Here is a 508-nt window from a genome sequence, read left to right on the forward strand (position 1 = left end):
CTTTCGCTTTTTCTTCAGCTGTTAGATCTTGGCGAGCATCGATTTCTGCTTCTTTCTTAGCTAATTCATCTGCCACTGCTTTCTTAGCAGCATCTTTGGCTACTGGATTCACAGCACCAACTGCAGACTCACCGGCTTCTTTGGCTTTAGCTACTTCTGCATCACTTGTTGCGGCTGCTACTGCTGCCTTAGCCTTGTCTGCTTCTTCCTTAGCCTTGTCTTTAGCAGCTTTCTTCTCTGCATCTGTCAAGTCTGTACGCTCATCAATGGCCTTGTTCTTAGCAGCAAGAGCGTCATCAATAGCTTTGTCAGCGGCTGCTTTAGCAGTTGTTTCTGGATTCACAGCTTTAATCGCTTCTACACCTTGTGTCTTAGCGGCTTCTACTTTATCTTGAGCTGCTTTGGCTTCTTCTGGTGTTGCGGCTACATCTGGTTGAGCATCAATGGCCTTGTTCGCTTTGTCAGCAGCTGCTTGAGCTTCTGCCTTAGCTTTCGCTTTTTCTTCAGC

At 46.9% G+C, this 508-nt stretch carries 1 protein-coding gene; it reads right to left on the reverse strand.

Annotated features, from left to right (window positions below; all coding sequences use genetic code 11):
- Positions 1 to 508 (reverse strand): DUF1542 domain-containing protein (locus HT699_RS07625; RefSeq protein WP_191996325.1); only part of this gene is annotated, 508 nt, incomplete at both ends.

The sequence above is a fragment of the Streptococcus sp. 1055 genome (genome assembly GCF_013276815.1).
In the GTDB taxonomy this organism is placed as follows: Bacteria; Bacillota; Bacilli; order Lactobacillales; family Streptococcaceae; genus Streptococcus; species Streptococcus pseudopneumoniae.